At 38.7% G+C, this 530-nt stretch carries 1 protein-coding gene; it reads right to left on the bottom strand.

Going from position 1 to position 530, the window contains the following annotated elements:
- The coding region (locus ESZ48_RS19190) for a hypothetical protein (protein WP_129019112.1) at positions 1-503 on the bottom strand (503 nt) is incomplete at its 3' end.
- Positions 504-530 lie beyond the last annotated feature (27 nt).

The raw sequence follows: 530 nt of genomic DNA, 5'->3' as shown, positions 1-530 counted from the left end.
GCAGCTTCCATTTCCGACCATTTTTGTTTTTTAAAAAAATCTAAAACTTGATTTTCATTTTTTGGCTTTTGTAGTTTATAACTGTTTACTATTGTTTTATTATGTTTATATAAACGTCCCACTACTTGTCCCGAATTTGGGACACTTAAATCCAATGCTTGTCCCGAAAATGGGACACCTAAGTCCACTACTTGTCCAGAGCTTGTCCCGAAAATGAGCATGTTGATTTCAGAGCCTTTGAACGGATTATGCGATGGAAAATACAGGAGATATTCGAAATTATTTAGGTCTTTTGCGCAGCGGTGATAGGTCGATTTTGAGCCAATTTTGGCCAATCGCATCACCTCCTCCCGATTCACATAAAAACGCTGTGGAAACCGGTTGTGGTTCCAGATTTGGAAAAAAGCCAAATACAGACTTATATGCGTTGGGTTGAGCCGATTGTCCTTGGCAAAAAGCAAGAAGATAGCCTTCAGATGGTGTATAAAATTAACCTCAGTCATGGTAAGAAGTATTGAAAATCCCGCATT

It is taken from the genome of Gelidibacter gilvus (assembly GCF_004115975.1).
Taxonomy (GTDB): Bacteria; Bacteroidota; Bacteroidia; order Flavobacteriales; family Flavobacteriaceae; genus Gelidibacter; species Gelidibacter gilvus.
The sequence above is the reverse complement of the archived record's forward strand: the minus strand, read 5'-3'. Positions and strand labels throughout refer to the sequence as shown.